Source organism: Planococcus sp. TJ-307 (genome assembly GCF_058268435.1).
The window spans coordinates 822,168-837,816 of sequence record NZ_JBZDOJ010000001.1 but is presented as its reverse complement, the minus strand read 5'-3'; the positions used below and the strand labels follow the sequence as shown (position 1 = coordinate 837,816).

Here is a 15,649-nt window from a genome sequence, read left to right as displayed (position 1 = left end):
ACGCACTTTAAAGTGGTATAGTATACAAAAAGATACTGAGGGGGAACCAACTGTGGAAAAGAAACCAGAAAATTGCCAAGTCGAAGACGCACTCGGCATTCTTGTCGGAAAATGGAAACCGGTCATCTTGTTATTTCTGCTGCAAGAAGGCACCAAACGCTTTAGCGAACTCAAACGCAAAATGCCCGGCATCACCCAAAAAATGCTGACCAAACAACTGCGCGAACTGGAAGACGAAGACATCATCCAACGCGTCGTCTATGCCCAAGTCCCTCCGAAAGTCGAGTATTCGATGACCGAGTATGGCCGCAGCCTCGAGCCTGTTTTGGATGCCATGCACGACTGGGGTGCGAAGCATACGGTACGGAAGATGGTGAAGGCGGATCAGGTGAAAAGTTCGTAATTGAGCGAGAATTGAGCGGGTGCCTGGCACCCGTTATACAAAATCCTTATTGTGAGGCGATCCAGTCATGGGAAAAATTAAAGGAAAAGAAGAAATTTTCAACACTCCTGCCAACTTATTTAAAGGGTGGGAAGGTGTAGGCGGAAGGCTTGTCATTACCGAAGAGATGGCGGTCTTCACCCCACATAAAATCAACTTCCAAACTAAACAAGTAGAAATCAGATTGGACGCTATTGTTGAAGTAGGAAAGCGAAATACATTAAAGCTTGTCCCCAACGGATTTTATATCAAAGACATGGAGGGGAAAGAGTACAAGTTTGTGGTGTTTAAAAGAAATAGGATCATTGAGTATTTAAGCCGCTTGATAGGGAAAGCTTAAATATTCCATGACCGAGTATGGCCGCAGTCTCGAGCCCGTTCTGGATGCCATGCACGACTGGGAAGCCAAGCATACGGTACGGAAAATGATGAAGGCAGACCAGGTGAAGAGTTCGTTTTGGATAAACAGATGGCTGTGTGGCTTGTACGTTCGGAAACGATGCCAACTTTAAGAAAAAACCATTCCAACACTCTGGAATGGTTTTCTGCTTTTTAACAATCCAATTAACAACCTGATTTTCCCCAGTGTCAATGTCCACTATATACCGTCGCCTTAAATGCTTATCGCTCGCAAGCAATCAAATCTTTATCACGATCGCTCTTTTTATTCGCATCGTACAGGGCTTTGGAAACAAACGGCTTGTACTTTGATGTGCCGCCTTTGTTCTTCGCTGTTGAAGTGCGGGCAATGCCACCTTTATACTTTTTATTGATTTCTGTACAGTTGGTAAAAGTCTTTGCTTTTGCTTCGGCAGCATCCGCTGGCATAGGTGCTGTGCTGACCGTAAAACTAATGGCCACCATTAAAGACATAATTGCAAAACCGATCTTTTTCATTATAAACTCCTCCTTTTTCAACTACTCCCATTGAAATTTCATGTTGAAAACTTTAATAACAATGAAGTAATATCATCCAAATATTGTTAGCCAATTTAGTGTATCAGTTATTTATGCTCACGACTATAGACTCAAAAAAATTATTTAAAATGCAGTATCGCCTAATAAATTTCCGCCGTTTTGCTTTCAATTTTATTGAGAGTTAACTACTATACACATGTTATGTTAATCAGTAGTTCTATTATATCCAGCACAACTTCCCCGTTCTATCTGCATATAAAAACCGTATCCATTCTCTGGATACGGCATCTTTTGCATACAGGTGCCTTTTAGCGAGTGGCTACTGGCAATAAGCTCAAAGAGCAGCTAGCTTAGTTACCTTACTTTTCTGGCCCTTGCACTCCCACACCCACATAATTCATCCCGTTTTTTCCTTTTGTCAGATGGTAGCCAATACCTCTTTCCATCACTTGCCCTTCAAACTCCATGGTCTGCACTTGCATTTTGTAGCGCAGTTCGTAGGCCCGTTGGATTTTTTTGCTGAACGTGTGGAGGCTGACATCTAGAAGAATGGTGCTGCCGTTGCTCAGTTCGACTTTTGTATGGCCGGTTTTCGAACGCCGGTAACTTTTCACATGGCGCAGTGACAGCCAGACGCAATCTTCCCGGAATGGCGACCGACAGGGAAACAGGATAATATCACGTTCTTTATCCAGAATGACCGGGTTCATGTTCTTTTTATCCAACAGGGTTCGGGCTCCGTCCAATGCGCCTCTCAAACTCGAACCGCGGAAGCGTAAATTCGTATCAATCAAGTTCAACGGACTTAATCCAGCCCTGGTTATTATTCCATCGCTTTTGCAGATCAATGAGTTCAAAAATCCGTCACCATCAAATTCTGGCAAGATGATGATGGTCTCGGAACTGATGGCGTACTCGGATTTCATCTCACAATTTTTACTTATTTTCTGTCTCATTTAGAGTCCCCCTTTGATTTAACGCTTAAAAGTTAAAGCCATTTGGAGTATACTAACAAGTAGTTGGTATACTCCAACTGTTTCCCACAGGTGGGTGTCGGCCAGACTTCTACACCTGTGGGTTTTCTATTGCTGTCCATTTGTCTTTCACATCTACCTCACCTCCTTTAGATGAATAAAGTTCTCTCGCCTGAAACATGTCTTTATTCCCATTTCTTACATTATTTATTATATATTTATACCTAATTTAAATCTAACTATTTTGAATACTTTTTTAATAAATTTTTAGCGCTATTTTTTGTTTGTCTCGTCTTTTATAGCTTTAGACTTGGATGAGCTCTGCCTAAAGAAAATGCCTTTTCGATTAAAATCGAAAAGGCATTTTCTTTACTTTAGGTGTTAACTGCTAGATTCTATTTGACCCTATAATCATTTAGCGAATCGCTTCATCTGATGCCGCACCGACAAAAAGACTGGAAAGCTTCATCCCTTTACTTGCAAGATGAGGAGGTCTTCTCAACTTGAGTTAAGGGGTTGTTTATTCGCTTTGAATTGATGCTCATATAATCAATCAACTCTGACATTAGATAGAAAATTTTAAATTAAAAACATTTCTTTATACCTATTTATTAGTCATAATGAAAAAAAGAACTTATCCAAAAAGTTCCAAAAAGAAAAAGAGCTGATTCGATTTTTTCGTCTTTTCATGCGATGCACTGTGAAATGAGTAACAAATAACCACCAACATAGAAGACGAAATGGGAGTGATTCAATTATGAAGAAGGCGAGTAACCTAATTACGAAAGGATTTCTTGCAGCTGTATTGTTAATCAGCCTGACAGTAGGAAACGCAGGAAGCGTAAATGCATCGCAAAACTACTCAGACGTACCGAAGACACACAAATCAGAGCCAAACATCAAATTCCTGACGCAGCGTGGCATCATTACTGGATTTCCTGATAACACATTCAGACCTGAAACTCCTGTAACACGTGCAGAAGCATCCAGTATCATCAGTGGCGGCGCTGACGCACTAGGTATCAAATATCCTGCAAAAAACAAACGCCCAATGATTAAGTTCACTGACCTTAAAGCCGATCATTGGTACACAAAGCCGATCCAGAGTATGTACGAAAACCGCCTTATCAATGGATTCCCTAAAAAATCATTCCGTCCAGGCGATACAGTCACCAAAGCACAACTTGCTCGAATGATCTCGGACGCGTTCCAAATGGAAAATGCCACCAATGTGAAACTTAAATATACTGATGTGAAAACCAACGGATGGTACGAACAAGCCGTCAAGAACTTATTCGCGGCTAGAATCATCACAGACAAAGGCACCCAATTCAAACCTGATCACAAGATGACTCGCGCAGAAGTATCAGATTATGTTGCAGAAGCTATGCTCGATAACGGTGCAATCATAGACGACCGCGACGAAGAACTTGTTCCGTGGGATGGAAATCCTCCAAACTAATAAATCAAATCAACCATACCTCTGGGTGTGGTTTTTTATTGGAGCCGGTTTCCGAACAAATATAAAGCTGCAAAGTCTCAAAAATAGAAGAAAGACAGTTGTGACGATGTGGTTGTATCTCATTATGCAGACACCAAAGTAGAAGAAGCTACAGATTCATTACTATTTGGTGCGTCAACTGCCATTAACCTAAAATGCGAGTGGTTCTCAAAATTGTCCAGCCATATTCTCGCAGCACTTCTTGTATTTCCTTCCGCTCCCACAAAGACACGAATCGTTTCGACCGATTTTTACGGCTAATGGCAGCAAGTTCTTCTACTCTTCTTTAAACAATTCATACGGCGTGTACCCACGGTTCTTTTGAAGCCGTGTGTGGTTATGCAACTCCGTCACCAGCTCTACCACGCGCTTGAGTTGTCCGCTTTCTTCAAGCTCCAGTCCCATCCGGTCAAATTCCCGAATAATCCCTTCCAGCGAAAACGAATCTTCCGCCATCATCTGCAGGTCTTGTGCCGTTCCTTCTACTTTGTCAAAGGAGGCCTCAGGGAAAAGAGTAGTAATAAACTGTTGCAGCACAAAAAATTCTTTCGGTTTTTCAAAATAACCCGGATCGCTCCACATCAGCAGTTCCTCCCGATCTGGCACGTAGTAAGGCTTGCCTTGCTGCGCCATCCAATGTTCGTCAAACGCTTCAAATTCCATGATCCATTCCCCCACAAAAAAGTCACTGCCATACTCATAAACAAACCGTTCCTGCAGCGCTGCTTTTGCCAAGGCACCCGAAAACGGTTCCCCGATCCACTCGGCAATGTCCGCTGCGGCAACGCTTTCTACATTCTGGCTTGAAATGACCGCTGCCACTTGCTCAAACGGCACAATCCCATACAAATTCACCATTGCCGATACATACTCCACCCACTCTTTTCTGATCACATTTCCACTCCGTCCCCTCTGGTGCTTTTTAGTTTAATGTACAATTCCGCTGCAGCCTGTGGAGGCCAATAGTTAAAATCCATATGTCAATTTGCAAGTGACGGCATTGTTTACTCTATTTAACTGCAATATGCTGGAACTTTTCTAAAATAGACTACTCCTTTTTACGAAAGATCCAGGTCATCTTAATTTGAACTCTGTTTTTTTTCCGGTTCCCACGAGAAATACTGCACCTGCGGCGACAAAGACCGCTTGAAGTACATGCAGAAAATCACGGCTCCAATCATCGAGCGGATGGGTTTTTTACTGGAGATGAAAAATCAAGGCGTTCTGGCGCAATCGACCGCGGTCACTTCGGAAGAACTGTGCAAGCTGACGGCTTATGCCCGCGCTCGACAACGAATCTGCTACGGCGACAATTACAAGAATGCCAATCGTGCCGATCAAACTGTTCGAGGAAAAGCTGAGCAGTCGCTCCACGATGAAAATCCTGTGGTTTGCCCGGACCATTTCCGATTTGTCGAGTGACGAGGAAGTGATGGACGCGGCTTTCGATGAAGCACTCGAGTGGAAAATCAGCACTTCGCGTACCCACACCATTGATAAGGTGAGCCATGACCTGTAAACGCACGTTCAATCCAGACGTCTATTACCACGTCATCATGCGCGGCAATAACCGGCAGCCAATTTTCCGGACGAAGGAAGACATATCCGAATTAAAGCGTGCCTCCCAGCATGTCCTTGTCAATTACAGTTCAAGTTGTTGGCGTCTTGTTTTATGACCAACCATTACCACATCCTGTTCACAGTCGAGCGCGATCCACTTCATATAATTATGGAACTGGTCAACCGGCGCTACAGTGAGTCCTATGCCAAACGCAACGGGCACATCGGCCGGATCTACCAGAAGCCTATTTTGCCAAGAAAATCTATTCACCCCTGGGCCTGCTCACCGTCAGCAGCTAAATCTATCGCAACCCGATTCAGACGAAACAGCCAACGGTCGAGAGCTTGGAGTTGCATACATACGCTTTACTGGGACGAACCCCTCCCAGTACCAGCATTTTTGGATCAGGAACTGCTACTGGCCTTGTTGCCTCCTCCGTTTGAAAAGAACAACACAGCGTATTGCATGTACTGCCTGACCTATGAGCAGAACGCAAAAGAAAACGAACATGTAGAGGACATGGAACCGCCGGTGATGTAGGGTGTGAGGTGTGCAGAGGACACCGATTCCCAGCACAGAGCCCAAATGGTCCCTGTTTAAGAAACAGTTATGACTGTTTAGCAATTCCCATAAACATGCCAAAGCCACATCTTGAAACCGTTGGGGTTTCTGGATGCGGCATTTTGGGCATGCAATTATTTTGCATAGACTGAATTGTCTCTGACACAGGGGCGCGATTTGTTATTGCTAGTAGGACTTTTTGGCGCTGCCTCTGACTACTCGCACATCCAAAAGTTCCTAGATATTCCCTGTTTCAGATACAATAACAAAAATTTAGCTACTCAGATAATTGTACTCAATCCAAAGCCTGGAACCCCTGTTGCATCAGGCTTTGGATTTTTGGATTTACATATTCCGTAAATGAATTGAATCTTCTTCAACACAGGCGCACGATTTCAACCTAATTACGGACGTTTTAACGACGATAATTACGATCTTCACTCTCTAGCTGTCCACCTAAAATAGCAAGAGCAATTGGCACGCCTATTCGAAAACCTAGATCACAAATTACTAGAAACATAAGGAAGAGAATTGGGAACATAAAAAAAGACGTATCTTGTTGAATCAAGCTTGGCCATATTACGTGGTTGATCATTAGGTAAAGGTAGCCAATTCTAAAAAGTTGAAAAATTATCCCCCCACTTCCAATAACAGTAACCATCAGCAGAGGTATTATTGATGAGGTAGCTTGTTCTCCCATACTTGACAATCTTGGTGCAAAAGATAATCCGGCTCGCCTAGACCAATATACTAAACCAGCTCCTAATCTATTCAGTATTTTCATTTTTTTCCCCTTTCATTGAAAAATATAAACTAAAAATGAATCTTTAGTTGTTAAAAATTAGTATAATAAACCTTTTTTGATTAAAAATTCAATCTTTTTTAGTCATTATAGCATAGTTTATTTAAATATTAGTATATAATTTAAATATAAAATCTTAAACTGTATTCTTTCCATTGACATGTATAATTTTTATTCCTAGAAGAATTTCTTTTCAAAAGTTAAGGGTTACTCCATTTTTTTTATACTTTAGAAACAAGTTAAAATTAGTTTTTATGAAATAGTAAGTTTTTTCTGTGTGGAATAATAGTGAACTTTGAACTAGTAAAGATTCATAACTTTGAAAGGGGGATTTTATGGGAGGAGTTATCGGAAAGATTGCAATTGGAATTTGTATCGCAATTATTGTTGTGGGAATCTGGAAATCGAGTTGGAACGAAGGAGCCACAGACGTTAGTAATATGGGATGTTCCCAACAAATTACCGCTTGGGGAGATCAACAAGTTCAGGATTTGGCAACAGATAGTATTATTTCTCTCTCAGACGTGTGGCGAAGTGTTAAAAATGGAATAATGACACTTGTTGATCTAGGCAGTAATATTATGACACTTGGAGGAGGTGCGATTGAGGCAATTAATTTTTCGCTCTATTCTACTGAAGATGATTGTTCAGGTAAAGTAACTAATCCAGATTCTAGTGATCCAGATAATTGGACGAATATTTACGAGGGAGATTAGAAAAATATTTTCTACATTTTCATCGAAGTTACGTGTTTTTTAACATCATTTTGGGAATTTTTATATCAAATCTATAAAAACAAAGTTAGCAAAATAAAGGTATTAGATTTAAACTGATCCAAAAATTTGAACTAAAAATGGCTGGTTTGTTGATAAAGAGTTCGATATGCTATTAAACTCATATTTTAAAGGTTCGTCAATCCGCTATATGCGATAAGTACTCTCTATTAATCTTATAAATTATAGATTGGTTCTCAAAATAGCATGATACCTCGCTTGACTAATTTCCTTAGGGACCTTTATTTATAAAAACTTTTTGTATTTGTGAACATAGCTATACTCTTCCTCTTGAATTGACAATTTCTTGTATTCCTGAGCAGCTTATGGTTTGTCTTACTCTAAAATTTGGTCATAAAAACGGCCCCTCTGTAATTAGATTAATATCTAACTAAAGAGGGGCCGCTCACATTCTATTTTTAATCTTTAAAATATAATAGTAGAGACTTTAAAAGAATTAGTTTGAATTTTAATAGACCCTTTTTTGGTTAAAATCACCATATATTTTAGCTTGTAAAAAAAGTAAACATTTCGATGTTCAGCAAACATACGGCTAGCTCCATTAAAATAGAGCTAAAAAATAAAATCCTAATTTATGTGAAGGCAATATAGTTTTTACAATTTATATAATCCCTCTACATCTTCTTTAGTAATTTCGACAAGAGACTCTTCTGAAAAATTACCGATGTTCGCTAAGCGATTTGCCTGTCTTCTTAGAAGTTGATCCCTTACATTTCGTACCCATCTACCGTTGCTTCCGGTCATTTCCATTTCTGTCTCTGCATTAATATAGTCAGTAATTAGACTTTCTGCTTCTTCGGTTAAGCGATATTCTGCCTTTTCCAATTGAAGCATAAGAAGTTTTAATAATTCTGAGGATGTGTAATCTGGAAAGTAAAAATGGTTTGAAACACGTGACTCAAAACCAATATTTGTTTCGAACAATCGATCAAGATCACTCGAATATCCTGCGAGTATTACTGCGACATCCTCCCGACGGTTCTCCATTTCCGCGATGAGAGCACCAACCGCTTCGTTTCCATAATTATCTCCTGGACCTTGTACAAGTGTATAAGCTTCGTCAATAAAAAGAACTCCTCCATCAATGTCTTTAAACAACTCCCTTACGGTCGTAGATGGATTACCTTTTACAAGTTCAGCACGAGATACTTCCTTGAAATGCCCTTTTGATAGCAGCCCATTCGACTTTAACAAATCAGCGATAATACGAGCCATACTTGTTTTCCCAGTTCCCGGGTTTCCTTTAAATGCCATATGAAGCGTAGGAGATTCTGTAATTAGATTGGCCTCTTTGCGTATCTTCTGTATTTTTAAAACATTGGACCATGTCTTTACTTCAGCTTTTAAATCACTCATGCCAATCATGGCATCAAGATTTGAGAGCGCTCTTTTTTGCATTAGTTCAAGTGTATCAGTATCCCTTGAATTACTCCCACCAATTAACTCTTTCAAGGTATCCTTGTTGATTATTCGGAGATTATCAACTTCTCCCTTAGCAACTCGCTTTTTTTGTTCCTCAATGGTGCGATCGACAAGTTTTCTTATACTTCTAGCGTTCCCGGTCATAGCACCACCTCTCATATTGCTTTTAATTAGTTGATCAATCTGTCTTTCAGAATCATAAAGCTCAAAGCCATTTTTTTTCACTAATCGCCCAAAGATTTCCACTAGTTCTTCAGGAGTAAAGTCGTCGAAATGAAATTCTCGATTCACTCGAGAACTCATACCTTCATTAACCTCCATGAATTTTCGCATTTGCTCTGGATATCCAGCAAAAACAACGACTAACTCATGGCGATGATTGTCCATTGCACGCATTATGATTTCTAGTGCTGTTTTTCCCCAGTTCTGACTATTTCCTGTATTGTCGCCTGCCTGAGCAAGTGTATAGGCTTCATCAACAAAGAGAAGACCGCCCAGTGATTCGTGGATAACCGCTTTCGTATTTTTTTCAGTATCTCCGATATAGTTACCGACTAAATCTTCTTTAGAAATTTCACGCACTTTCCGTTTTTTGATTGCCCCTAGTCCAAAAAGAATGTCTGCATAGAGTCTAGCACTGTCTGTTTTCCCGGTCCCCGACGGACCAATAAAGAGAGCGTGATAACCATTGCCTATCGAGTTTATTCCATGAGCTTTCATCTGTCGCTCAGAGCGCTGGGCCGAGATAATAGAATCCATTTCTTCCTTAAATCTACCGAGACCTACCATCTCATTAATTGTAGTTTGGGTATTTCTTAAAACTTCTCTACGTTTTTTTACTTCTTCCCCAAATAGTGCAAATTCAATTGACTCTTCAACTACATCATTAACTTCACCAGTTCCACCTGCTTCTATATCCGCTAAAATACTATGAAGACACTTTAGCGCACTGCGATTTTTAAGTAGATTTGGGATGTCTTGACTTGCCCAATCTACCATGTAGGTCGCCGCTGCAAATTTTCTGGCCTTGTCTTCTGAGGATACTCGGCTCAGAGCCTTTTTTTGGTAGGGCAAATATAGTTTCCCATCGAGATAGACCATACCTGCTCGAAGATGGAGTGCTTCAGTCGGAAAAAGTTTAGTGTTAAGTTTTACAGTGTTCTCCTTTAAAGTCGATAAATACCCACCATTTGGACGTTTGCCAACAGTATACTCCTTACTTACAATTTCTCTGATATAAAAAATAGTATCTATTTTTAGATCAATTTCATCCTCCCAATATTGGGTTCCACCCTTATAAACTCTTTTATCATTCTTTACTCGTTCCGCTAAATTTTTAACATCTTCATAAGAGTGCATTGCCTCTATAAACTCTGATTCATCAATGTTGCCAACTGCATAATACACTAAGTAGTTCCATTCCAAATCCTGCTTATACACAAGTGGAAAAAGGTCTTTCTGTTCTTTTTTTATCTTTTCCCAAGCATTCTCTCTCATACTAAAAATTTTGCTCATTCCCTTCAGACTAAAATTTATATTATTACATTTTATGTTGCACCACATTCTTAGTTCATAAGTTGCTTTGAAAAGGCTTGATTTACGTATTTCAGCCCAATAAATAATTGTATCTTTATTCAAAATAAGGTTTTTCCTAGTATAATATAAATAAAGAAAAAGCAGAAGTTATTTTTTATTAGCTATCTCTTTGTATATACCAACAATAATCCTCTATCTTAGCTTTTCAAACTTATTCCTACTTTTAAGAAAAATAAAAAAAAAGACGAAGGCAGTCTGTAACTATCTTCGTCTTTCCATTAATTTTGTTGTGTGATTTGCAATGCGTACCATTCTTCATCTTCGTTATAGCGAAGAGTTGAAATTTCGTAATCACCAGAGGCAAAGTCATAATATTTTGCATTGTTGTTATTAAATAAAGCTTCTTTAGTGGGCTCGCCAAATAGTGCATTGATTTCTTCGACAGTCTGCTTATCAGAAAAAGCTTCTGGAGATACTTGTAGGTACTCTACAAGTCCAGTGTCTCCACTGACAGAATAGCTGATCTCAGTCCCGCGATACCATTTCGTACCATTATTATCGATTACCTCAAAAGGGTTCGGAGCAACCTCTGCTGCTTCTTCTTCTGTCATGCCGAGACGTAAATCTGAAAACGAAAAATATCCACTTTTAATAGTGTTAACAGTTGTCTCATCTAAAGAAGCAAGTGGTTCAGTGATATAAAAATCATCGTGCACTATAAAATCTGAGGAAATATCAGCTGATTTTCTAGGGAAACCGACACCTGAACTGTCTTTAGCAAAAGTTTTTTCAAAAGTTTTTTCTGGTTCCGCTTTACCAGGAGTGAATTTCCAAGTTGTATAAGTATCAACTTCCTCTCCTTTTTCCATTGTTTGGTACGTGTTATCACCAATTGGTTTCATGTCTTTGGACATGTCGGTAACATCTTGGTATTCTGTAAAAAATTCGTTTACTACTTCTTCAGATACTATTTGTTGCTCTTCTACTACCGATTCTTCCTCAACTTCAACAGGCTCTTCTACAATATCTGTTTCTTTAGTCGCTACCTCTTCTGCAGATGTCTCTTCCGGTGCTGTCTCTTCCGAACATCCGACAAGTAAGGCTGTGAGAAAAATAAGCAGTCCCATAAGTAAATTTTTCATAAAAAAACTCCTTTTTGTATAAAAATAAAATAATTTTTAACCATTTTAAATAATATCAATTTAACTGTTATTTGTATACTATACAACCTGTATAATTGTCATTAATAGAATTTTTATAAATCTATATACTCAGATAAAGATGAATAAAAAGAATGATTTTTCTAACCAACCTTTTACTGAATTTCAACTACTTCATTAAATTTTAATAGTACTAGAAGTTCAAACCAAAATTTTTGAATGGCTAATTAGTCAATTTAATTCGAAACGAAATGACTCTTAAATAAATCCATTATGAGGAGAAAAAACATGAAAATTGGTTTAGTGCTTGCTGGTGGTGGTGGAAAAGGCTCTTATCAGATGGGGGTCATTAAAGCGTTGACTGACATAGGTGTAACTAATTATATTCAAGGCGTTTCTGGTACATCAGTGGGCGCTTTAAATGGAGCACTATTGTTAAATGGACATATTGACAAGTCTTGCCGTGTATGGGAAAACATTTCACCAAACAAAATCTTATCGATGAAAGGGACTTCATTCATTGATAAATTAGAAGGGACACCTCTTGAAAAAATGACTGAAAAGCTAGAACCATATAGTAAAAAGCTTGAGAACTATGGTGTATTTTCGCGCAAAGGAATGATTTCATTAATTCAAGAATCGGTTGATTTAAATCAGTTATCAACTTGTGATATTCCTTTTTTTGTAACTTGTGTTGAATTTCCTTCGCTGACAAAAACCTATTTTCAAATAAATGGACAAACACCTGAAAAGATTCAATCCATTTTACTTGCAACGTCCGCTATTCCTATCGTTTTTTCCCCAGAAGTTATCGATGGAAAACTATACATAGATGGTTTTTTGAAAGATAATGTTCCGATTGCTCCGCTTTATGAAATCGGTTGTGATCATATTATCATCGTACCTCTTGATCGTTCTTATATCTTTGACCGTTCTTTATATCCAAGTGCTAAATTTTATGATATCGTTCCAACAAACAATTTAGGTCACGTCGTTTCAGGAACATTGCAGTTTAATAGTGAAATTGCTAAACGGCGAATACAAGAAGGATACGAGGATGCGATGCGAATTCTCGAACCTGCTTTTCAAATGCTAGAGCAAGAAAAATCAGTTTACCAATCTGTGCAAAAAATTATAGGAAATGAGCAAAACTTTGAATCATTACACAAGACTAGGACCCGTGAATTTCAGGTTGGGATATCTAGTTTAAAAAATAAAATACGAGGAGGTCAGTGGAAATGAGCGAGGTATCCACTCAACAACTTCAAAAATTGACTCAAGGTGAGCTAACTCTTTTAACGTTCGAATGTATGGCTACTCTCTCATCTTCAGAGGCGAAATGGCGTGAACTACAAGAACAAGGAAAAATAACAAAACTTTTCAGAAACTTAAACGGTAAAAACCGTGCTTCGCGTTTGAAGATGCAGGAAAATTTAATTACTGCTCAAAATGCGGCTATAAACATTGTTAGTCAGCTTGCGAAACATCAGGCACTGTCATTTAGTTTAATTAGTTCATTGTATGAAAAGGTCATACAGCTACAATTGGAAAATGATGAGAAGTTCTTCTCTTTATACCAAACGTTAGATCTGATGTATGAGGATAGTTCTGCAAAATTCGAGCAACTTAATTCGCGTATGTCCCAACTTGAAAAAAGAGTAACCCTAATAGATTGGAGACTATCGTTATCGTATATGACATATAATGGTATACCTTACTCAGCGATTAGCACCGAGGAAAAGATTGTTTGTATAATCAATGATTTTTATCATGCCACGCAAGGAAATTGGGACCAGGGAGATGAGAAATATTTAGAATATATGCTACTCGATTTAAAATTAGCTGAGCAACTATCGCCCCATGTATTTTATGAACGACTTTCCCAAAATAAAGCATTAGTTGAACGATTAATAAGTGGTATCCATTTAACAGGCTCTATAGATGCAGCCCTGTATGGTGAAGAACCATTGATTTTGTTGCTAAATCAAAAACCAGTTCCAGTGCACTATAAGAACGTACAATGGACGCTTTCAGTTCGGGAACTTGCTATGCACCTTTTAACTCAGCTTGCTCTTATTGAACAGGTAAGTCGTTCACCTGTTGGGTATGAGCTTATACTAGCATCAATTCCACACGTAAATGACCGGCTCCGTATTAACCGGACACTGCATTTAGATGCTGGAATCCCTTTAGAACAATGCCCGCCTATTACAAACCATCTACCTGCAACAGTGAACATTTATAACACATTGGAAGAAGCGAACAAGCTAAAAAAAGCACTTGAACAAAACAAGTGCGAAGTGCTAATTATGGAATTTTTCTAATTTTATCCATTATGATTTTACGCTCTTGATTGTGTTCTTCCTCCGTCAAGATGCCTTCCTGATAAAGCTCGCCAGCTTTCTTCAACTCTGCATATAAATCAAGTCTGGACGGTGATAATTCTGGTGCTGGTTGCATCTGGTTATATGGACTTTGGGCAGCAGCCACTCCATTATTTTCTGTGAGGCCGGATAAACGTTGAAATTCTTTTAAAATTTCATCCTCATTAAAGCCCCAAGCTTCTCGATATTTATCCGGACCAATGACGCGATATTGCCCAATTACTTTATTATGCTGAAATCTCCACTCATTATTTGTTTTTAAGGTGTTCCAGAAAACTTCTTTATCGGCAACCGGTAAGCGCCAGTTAGTTAAAGACATTTTATCCCACTCCTATTCACCGTTAATTAAAACTATTATACTCGAAAACAATATAACACTGTATATTTTTTACTATTATATCTGTGTGTTAATGCTATTTCATAATGTTCAAAAGTAGATGGGATTGTTTGTCCAGGAATTGACGGATATAATGTCCTTAATAACCCTGGAGAAAGGAAAAGGCGGTTCCAAATTAACTAGAAAAGAAGGGTTCTTATATCCAGTTATATTTAAAGTGTTGGCATGAGGTGCCTCTCCAACCAAGTGATCCGCGTCAAGGCAACGGTGCGGGAAGATATGGAAAAGTACATCGATCAAAGAGTCGAAAGAACGGATTTTAAATTGCTTGCATGCGCTTGGCAAAGATATCAACATGAAGAAAATCGCCATTCACCTGTCGCCTGCCGATGTAAAAAAGCAAGGCACATCCTTATGATGCGGCGATGCTATTGGCAGTATTGCAGGCCATGGAGAAAAAGCCCATCGGCATTCCAGCACACCTGCTTTATCGCCGCATTGACCTTGTCGGGCGTACTGACGACCTTCCACCCATCGAAATCTCCTTGTTTGCACAAGCTGCGGGTGTCGAATTGATCCGTATGCCGGATATGCCTTCTCTCCTTTGCCATCTTGGTGGAAAAAATCCCCTTTTGACGACGACCTCATCCTCCTGCAACCTGAAATTCTCTATGAAGACACTGAAAAGATCCCGCATGCCTGTTTTTCCGACATTCGCGGCCATGAAGATGCGAAGCACGCGTTGTTGCTGGCAGCGGTTGGTGACCACCATGTGTTGATGAACGGTCCGCCCGGCTGCGGCAAAAGTCTGCTCGCCAATGCTTTCATACGATTTTGCCTGATCTGGCACATGACGAAATCTTAGAAGTCTACAGCATCTACCAGCTCGCCAAACAAACGTGGTCCTTGTCCGAGCGCCCGCCGTTCCGAAGTCCGCATCATTCGTCGTCAGAAGGAGACATCATCGGCGGTCGTTTTCCGAATCCTGGCGAAATGTCACTGGCGCATCGCGGGGTCTTATTTCTCGATGAACTGGGTCATTTCCCTTGGCGCATCATCGACACCTTGCGCCAGCCGCTCGAAAGCGGTTTTGCCGTGGTCAACCGTGTCGAAGGGTCCGAACAGTTCCCCCCCCCCCCCCGCCATCAATCTGATTGCTGTTGCTGCGACGAAGACGTGATGGATGCGGCAGTCGATGAAGCACTTGAGTGGAAAATCAGCGCTTCGCGTACACACAGTTCGCTGATGAAGTGAGCC

21 protein-coding genes and 1 pseudogene are annotated in these 15,649 nt (G+C 39.7%); 14 read left to right on the top strand and 8 right to left on the bottom strand.

Annotated elements, in window-relative coordinates; translation table 11 throughout:
- Window positions 1–52 precede the first annotated feature (52 nt).
- The 3 genes from AC4EHK_RS04065 to AC4EHK_RS04055 all read left to right on the top strand — a co-directional run bounded on the left by AC4EHK_RS04065 (window position 53) and on the right by AC4EHK_RS04055 (window position 954).
- Window positions 53–403 carry a winged helix-turn-helix transcriptional regulator gene (locus AC4EHK_RS04065; protein WP_490977505.1) on the top strand — a complete coding sequence of 117 codons (351 nt, stop codon included), beginning with the start codon at window positions 53–55 and terminating at the stop codon, window positions 401–403.
- Between the two features lie 67 nt (window positions 404–470).
- Window positions 471–782, top strand: a complete 312-nt coding sequence (locus AC4EHK_RS04060; RefSeq protein ID WP_490977504.1) for a GRAM domain-containing protein — start codon at window positions 471–473, stop codon at window positions 780–782.
- A gap of 7 nt (window positions 783–789) precedes the next feature.
- Window positions 790–954, top strand: a complete 165-nt coding sequence (locus AC4EHK_RS04055) for a hypothetical protein (RefSeq protein ID WP_490977503.1) — start codon at window positions 790–792, stop codon at window positions 952–954.
- A gap of 109 nt (window positions 955–1,063) precedes the next feature.
- On the opposite strand, the gene AC4EHK_RS04050 is transcribed toward AC4EHK_RS04055, so the two are convergent.
- Together AC4EHK_RS04050 and AC4EHK_RS04045 are read right to left on the bottom strand one after the other, a co-directional pair.
- The gene (locus AC4EHK_RS04050; protein ID WP_490977925.1) at window positions 1,064–1,270 is read right to left on the bottom strand and encodes an excalibur calcium-binding domain-containing protein; all 207 of its coding nucleotides are present in this window, start codon (window positions 1,268–1,270) and stop codon (window positions 1,064–1,066) included.
- 449 nt (window positions 1,271–1,719) lie between these two features.
- On the bottom strand, window positions 1,720–2,316 hold the full coding sequence (locus AC4EHK_RS04045; RefSeq protein WP_490977502.1) for a competence protein ComK: 597 nt from the start codon (window positions 2,314–2,316) through the stop codon (window positions 1,720–1,722).
- A 775-nt stretch (window positions 2,317–3,091) separates the two neighbouring features.
- Here AC4EHK_RS04045 and AC4EHK_RS04040 point away from each other — a divergent pair.
- Window positions 3,092–3,796: an S-layer homology domain-containing protein gene (locus AC4EHK_RS04040; RefSeq protein ID WP_490977501.1), complete on the top strand. Its 705-nt coding sequence runs from the start codon at window positions 3,092–3,094 to the stop codon at window positions 3,794–3,796.
- A 207-nt stretch (window positions 3,797–4,003) separates the two neighbouring features.
- Here the strand turns inward: AC4EHK_RS04040 and AC4EHK_RS04035 are convergent, their stop codons facing one another.
- Window positions 4,004–4,105, bottom strand: coding sequence for an SEC-C metal-binding domain-containing protein (locus AC4EHK_RS04035; protein WP_490977500.1), 102 nt, complete (start codon window positions 4,103–4,105; stop codon window positions 4,004–4,006).
- A 6-nt stretch (window positions 4,106–4,111) separates the two neighbouring features.
- Entirely contained in the window at window positions 4,112–4,729 is a 618-nt protein-coding gene (locus AC4EHK_RS04030; RefSeq protein WP_490977499.1) for a hypothetical protein, read from the bottom strand.
- Window positions 4,730–4,981: 252 nt separating this feature from the next.
- Between AC4EHK_RS04030 and AC4EHK_RS04025 the strand changes: the two genes are divergently transcribed.
- From AC4EHK_RS04025 to AC4EHK_RS04010, 4 genes are read left to right on the top strand one after another with little or no spacing between them, the layout of a single operon-like run.
- Entirely contained in the window at window positions 4,982–5,257 is a 276-nt protein-coding gene (locus AC4EHK_RS04025; protein WP_490977498.1) for a hypothetical protein, read from the top strand.
- Window positions 5,211–5,354 carry a hypothetical protein gene (locus AC4EHK_RS04020; RefSeq protein WP_490977497.1) on the top strand — a complete coding sequence of 48 codons (144 nt, stop codon included), beginning with the start codon at window positions 5,211–5,213 and terminating at the stop codon, window positions 5,352–5,354. The genes AC4EHK_RS04025 and AC4EHK_RS04020 overlap by 47 nt, the downstream gene beginning before the upstream one ends.
- Window positions 5,344–5,511, top strand: coding sequence for a transposase (locus tag AC4EHK_RS04015; protein ID WP_490977496.1), 168 nt, complete (start codon window positions 5,344–5,346; stop codon window positions 5,509–5,511). The genes AC4EHK_RS04020 and AC4EHK_RS04015 overlap by 11 nt, the downstream gene beginning before the upstream one ends.
- Window positions 5,508–5,936: a transposase gene (locus tag AC4EHK_RS04010; protein WP_490977495.1), complete on the top strand. Its 429-nt coding sequence runs from the start codon at window positions 5,508–5,510 to the stop codon at window positions 5,934–5,936. The genes AC4EHK_RS04015 and AC4EHK_RS04010 overlap by 4 nt, the downstream gene beginning before the upstream one ends.
- A 436-nt stretch (window positions 5,937–6,372) precedes the next feature.
- Here the strand turns inward: AC4EHK_RS04010 and AC4EHK_RS04005 are convergent, their stop codons facing one another.
- Entirely contained in the window at window positions 6,373–6,741 is a 369-nt protein-coding gene (locus AC4EHK_RS04005; RefSeq protein ID WP_490977494.1) for a hypothetical protein, read from the bottom strand.
- 353 nt (window positions 6,742–7,094) lie between these two features.
- Between AC4EHK_RS04005 and AC4EHK_RS04000 the strand changes: the two genes are divergently transcribed.
- A complete protein-coding gene (locus AC4EHK_RS04000) occupies window positions 7,095–7,475 on the top strand; it encodes a hypothetical protein (protein ID WP_490977493.1) in 381 nt (126 codons plus the stop codon).
- Window positions 7,476–8,147: 672 nt separating this feature from the next.
- On the opposite strand, the gene AC4EHK_RS03995 is transcribed toward AC4EHK_RS04000, so the two are convergent.
- On the bottom strand, window positions 8,148–10,613 hold the full coding sequence (locus AC4EHK_RS03995; protein WP_490977492.1) for an AAA family ATPase: 2,466 nt from the start codon (window positions 10,611–10,613) through the stop codon (window positions 8,148–8,150).
- Window positions 10,614–10,789: 176 nt separating this feature from the next.
- Window positions 10,790–11,653 (bottom strand): hypothetical protein, encoded by an 864-nt coding sequence (locus tag AC4EHK_RS03990; protein WP_490977491.1) that lies wholly within the window; start codon window positions 11,651–11,653, stop codon window positions 10,790–10,792.
- A 306-nt stretch (window positions 11,654–11,959) separates the two neighbouring features.
- Between AC4EHK_RS03990 and AC4EHK_RS03985 the strand changes: the two genes are divergently transcribed.
- Both AC4EHK_RS03985 and AC4EHK_RS03980 read left to right on the top strand, forming a co-directional pair.
- On the top strand, window positions 11,960–12,913 hold the full coding sequence (locus AC4EHK_RS03985) for a patatin-like phospholipase family protein (RefSeq protein WP_490977490.1): 954 nt from the start codon (window positions 11,960–11,962) through the stop codon (window positions 12,911–12,913).
- Window positions 12,910–13,995, top strand: coding sequence for a hypothetical protein (locus tag AC4EHK_RS03980; protein WP_490977489.1), 1,086 nt, complete (start codon window positions 12,910–12,912; stop codon window positions 13,993–13,995). The genes AC4EHK_RS03985 and AC4EHK_RS03980 overlap by 4 nt, the downstream gene beginning before the upstream one ends.
- On the opposite strand, the gene AC4EHK_RS03975 is transcribed toward AC4EHK_RS03980, so the two are convergent.
- Window positions 13,979–14,374: an SHOCT domain-containing protein gene (locus AC4EHK_RS03975; RefSeq protein WP_490977488.1), complete on the bottom strand. Its 396-nt coding sequence runs from the start codon at window positions 14,372–14,374 to the stop codon at window positions 13,979–13,981. The two genes, AC4EHK_RS03980 and AC4EHK_RS03975, sit on opposite strands and share 17 nt — an antisense overlap.
- Window positions 14,375–14,669: 295 nt before the next feature.
- Between AC4EHK_RS03975 and AC4EHK_RS03970 the strand changes: the two genes are divergently transcribed.
- The 3 genes and pseudogenes from AC4EHK_RS03970 to AC4EHK_RS03960 all read left to right on the top strand — a co-directional run bounded on the left by AC4EHK_RS03970 (window position 14,670) and on the right by AC4EHK_RS03960 (window position 15,646).
- Complete coding sequence (locus AC4EHK_RS03970) at window positions 14,670–14,810, top strand: magnesium chelatase domain-containing protein (protein WP_490977924.1); 141 nt, start codon at window positions 14,670–14,672, stop codon at window positions 14,808–14,810.
- A gap of 13 nt (window positions 14,811–14,823) precedes the next feature.
- Window positions 14,824–15,171: a hypothetical protein gene (locus AC4EHK_RS03965; RefSeq protein WP_490977937.1), complete on the top strand. Its 348-nt coding sequence runs from the start codon at window positions 14,824–14,826 to the stop codon at window positions 15,169–15,171.
- A pseudogene (locus AC4EHK_RS03960) lies at window positions 15,135–15,646 on the top strand (ATP-binding protein). Before AC4EHK_RS03965 ends, AC4EHK_RS03960 begins: the two are co-directional and overlap by 37 nt.
- Window positions 15,647–15,649: the final 3 nt, after the last annotated feature.

Coding starts and splice junctions, on each gene's coding strand:
- AC4EHK_RS04060 (WP_490977504.1), top strand. CDS start 471: ATGGGAAAAATTAAAGGAAAAGAAGAAATTTTCAACACTCCTGCCAAC.
- AC4EHK_RS04055 (WP_490977503.1), top strand. CDS start 790: ATGACCGAGTATGGCCGCAGTCTCGAGCCCGTTCTGGATGCCATGCAC.
- AC4EHK_RS04050 (WP_490977925.1), bottom strand. CDS start 1,270: ATGCCAGCGGATGCTGCCGAAGCAAAAGCAAAGACTTTTACCAACTGT.
- AC4EHK_RS04045 (WP_490977502.1), bottom strand. CDS start 2,316: ATGAGACAGAAAATAAGTAAAAATTGTGAGATGAAATCCGAGTACGCC.
- AC4EHK_RS04040 (WP_490977501.1), top strand. CDS start 3,092: ATGAAGAAGGCGAGTAACCTAATTACGAAAGGATTTCTTGCAGCTGTA.
- AC4EHK_RS04020 (WP_490977497.1), top strand. CDS start 5,211: ATGAAAATCCTGTGGTTTGCCCGGACCATTTCCGATTTGTCGAGTGAC.
- AC4EHK_RS04015 (WP_490977496.1), top strand. CDS start 5,344: ATGACCTGTAAACGCACGTTCAATCCAGACGTCTATTACCACGTCATC.
- AC4EHK_RS04010 (WP_490977495.1), top strand. CDS start 5,508: ATGACCAACCATTACCACATCCTGTTCACAGTCGAGCGCGATCCACTT.
- AC4EHK_RS04005 (WP_490977494.1), bottom strand. CDS start 6,741: ATGAAAATACTGAATAGATTAGGAGCTGGTTTAGTATATTGGTCTAGG.
- AC4EHK_RS04000 (WP_490977493.1), top strand. CDS start 7,095: ATGGGAGGAGTTATCGGAAAGATTGCAATTGGAATTTGTATCGCAATT.
- AC4EHK_RS03990 (WP_490977491.1), bottom strand. CDS start 11,653: ATGAAAAATTTACTTATGGGACTGCTTATTTTTCTCACAGCCTTACTT.
- AC4EHK_RS03985 (WP_490977490.1), top strand. CDS start 11,960: ATGAAAATTGGTTTAGTGCTTGCTGGTGGTGGTGGAAAAGGCTCTTAT.
- AC4EHK_RS03980 (WP_490977489.1), top strand. CDS start 12,910: ATGAGCGAGGTATCCACTCAACAACTTCAAAAATTGACTCAAGGTGAG.
- AC4EHK_RS03975 (WP_490977488.1), bottom strand. CDS start 14,374: ATGTCTTTAACTAACTGGCGCTTACCGGTTGCCGATAAAGAAGTTTTC.